The following is a 2587-nucleotide window of genomic DNA, read 5'->3' as shown; positions in this document are numbered from 1 at the left end:
AAGCTGTTGCCGACCTACCCGGCGCTCGACGCCCTGCGCGACCGGGCGACGGCGGAAACCGACCGCGAGGCGCAGGCGGTCGCCGTGATGCAGGCGGCGCTGCCGGGTAGCTGATCCGCGGCTCAGCCGGCGAGCAGCCGCGCCGCGTGCGCCGCATAATAGGTCAGCACCCCCGAGCAGCCGGCCCGCTTGAACGCCATCATCGTCTCCAGCACCAGCGCGTCGCGGTCGCCTGCACCGGCCACGGCTGCCGCCTCTATCATCGCATACTCGCCCGACACCTGATAGGCGAACACCGGCACGTCGAAGCGCTCCTTCACCCGGCGGACGATGTCGAGATAGGGCAGCCCCGGCTTGACCATCACCGTGTCCGCGCCCTCTGCCAGATCGAGAGCGACCTCGCGCAGCGCCTCGTCGGTGTTGGCGTGGTCCATCTGGTAGGTCTTCTTGTCGCCCTTGAGCAGCCCACGGCTGCCGACCGCATCGCGGAACGGGCCGTAAAAGGCGCTGGCGTACTTGGCGGCGTAGCTCATGATCTGGACATTGTGGTGCCCCGCTCCCTCCAGAGCGGCGCGGATCAGGCCGACGCGGCCGTCCATCATGTCGCTCGGCGCGATGATGTCCGCGCCGGCCGCGGCCTGGTTCAGCGCCTGGGCGATCAGCAGGTCGGCGGTGGCGTCGTTGACGACATAGCCGGCGGCGTCGACCAGCCCGTCATGGCCGTGGCTGGTATAGGGATCGAGCGCGACGTCGGTCAGCACGCCGATCTCGGGCACCGCCGCCTTCAGCGCGGCGGTCGCGCGGCACATCAGGTTGTCGGGATTGAGCGCCTCGCGCCCATCCTCCGTCTTCAGCGCCGGCGGCGTGTTGGGGAACAGTGCGACGCACGGGATGCCCAGGTCGCGCGCCTCCCGCCCGCGCGCGACGATGCCGTCGACCGACCAGCGCGATACGCCCGGCAGGCTGGCGATCGGCTCCTCCACCCCGTCGCCTTCGCAGACGAACAGCGGCCAGATCAGGTCGGCGGGGGTGAGCACCGTCTCGGCATGGAGGCGGCGGCTCCAGGCGCTCGCGCGGGTGCGGCGCAGGCGGATCGCGGGATAGGACATGGTCGGCGATGTGGCGGATCGGCAGCCCGCCCGCAAGCGCGCTAGGCGACCGCCTGCATGGTGCCGGCCGGCTCTGGATCAGCGTGGCTGCGCTCGCCGTCCTCCGACGCGGGCGGCACGACCATCCTGCCGCGCCGCCAATCGACGTACCGGTAATAGAGCGTGGCCAGCGTGATCGTCGTCGCCGACCCGATCGGGAAGCTCCACCATAGCGCGTCGACGCCGATCACCGGCCGCATCGTCAGCGCGATACCCAGCCGGACCGGGAACATGGCGATGGTCAGGATGATCAGCGGCCCCCACACCGCGCCGTTCGCGCGCACGACGCCGAACAGCACCATGGTGGCCCCGAACAGGACAAAGCCCCAGGTGGCGAGCAGGTTGATGTGCCGCGCGATCGGCAGCGCCGGGCTATCCGCGCCGACGAACAGGCTCAGCACCGGATGGCTGAACGCCAGCAGCAGGGCCACGATCGTGCCGGTGAGGACGATATTGTAGAACAGGCCGACGCGGGTCACCTGGCCGACGCGGTCCCATCGCCCGGCACCGATATTCTGCGCCGCCATGGCGCTGACCGCCGCGCCGATCGCCATCGCCGGCATCTGCACATAGGCCCAGAGCTGCTGGGTGACGCCATAGGCGGCGGTGGTCTCGACGCCGTTGCGGTTGACCAGCCCGACCATGCCCAGCCCCGCCACCGAGATCACCAGCATCTGCGCGCCGATCGGCAGCCCCTTGCCGACGATGGCGCGGACCAGCGCCGGCTGCGGCAGCAGGTAGCGCAGCTCCGCGCCCTTGAGCCGCAGCGGCAGGCCGCGCAGATGGATGTAAGCCGCCAGCCCGCACACCGCGACGACATTGGCGGTCAGCGTCGCCGTCGCCGAGCCGGCGATACCCATGCGCGGAGCCGGGCCGAGGCCGCGGATCAGGACGGGGTTGAGGCCGCCGTCGATCAGCACCGCCAGCCCCATGAACCATAACGGCGTCAGCGAATCGCCGATGCCGCGCAGCCCCATGAACATCAGGACCAGCAGCATCGATGCGGGCAGGCCCAGGAAGATGACGCGCAGATAGGTCTGCGCCTCCGCCATCGCATCGCCCGGCGTCGCCAGGACGCGCAGGATGTCAGGCGTGAAGATCCAGCCAAGCGCGCCGAACACGATCGCCGCCAGGCCGACCAGCCCGATCGCCGAGCCGAACGCGCGCCGCGCCGCCTCCGCATCGCGCCGTCCCCAGCTCTGGCCGATCAGGATCGTCGCCGCCATGCCGAAGCCGAACACGCCGCCGAAGATCAGGAACATGATCATGTTGGCGTTGCTGGTCGCCGCCAGCGCGCTCTCGCCCAGGAAGCGCCCGACCCAGATCGCGTTGATCGAGCCGTTGAGCGACTGGAGGATGTTGGAGCCGAGCGTCGGCAGCGCGAAGGCGAGCAGCGTCGGCGCGATCGCGCCGGTGGTGAGGTCGCGCTGGGCGGGCCT

Annotated in this window: 2 protein-coding genes; both read right to left on the bottom strand. The window is 70.6% G+C overall.

The features are described 5' to 3' along the window. Positions 1-122 precede the first annotated feature (122 nt). Complete coding sequence (hemB, locus tag HUU96_RS14730; RefSeq protein WP_174293484.1) at positions 123-1109, bottom strand: porphobilinogen synthase; 987 nt, start codon at positions 1107-1109, stop codon at positions 123-125. Positions 1110-1150: 41 nt separating this feature from the next. Continuing rightward, positions 1151-2587 (bottom strand): MATE family efflux transporter (locus HUU96_RS14725; RefSeq protein WP_254605259.1); only part of this gene is annotated, 1437 nt, incomplete at its 5' end.

The sequence above is a fragment of the Sphingomonas bacterium genome (assembly GCF_903644135.1).
In the GTDB taxonomy this organism is placed as follows: domain Bacteria; phylum Pseudomonadota; class Alphaproteobacteria; order Sphingomonadales; family Sphingomonadaceae; genus Sphingomonas.
The sequence above is the reverse complement of the archived record's forward strand: the minus strand, read 5'-3'. Positions and strand labels throughout refer to the sequence as shown.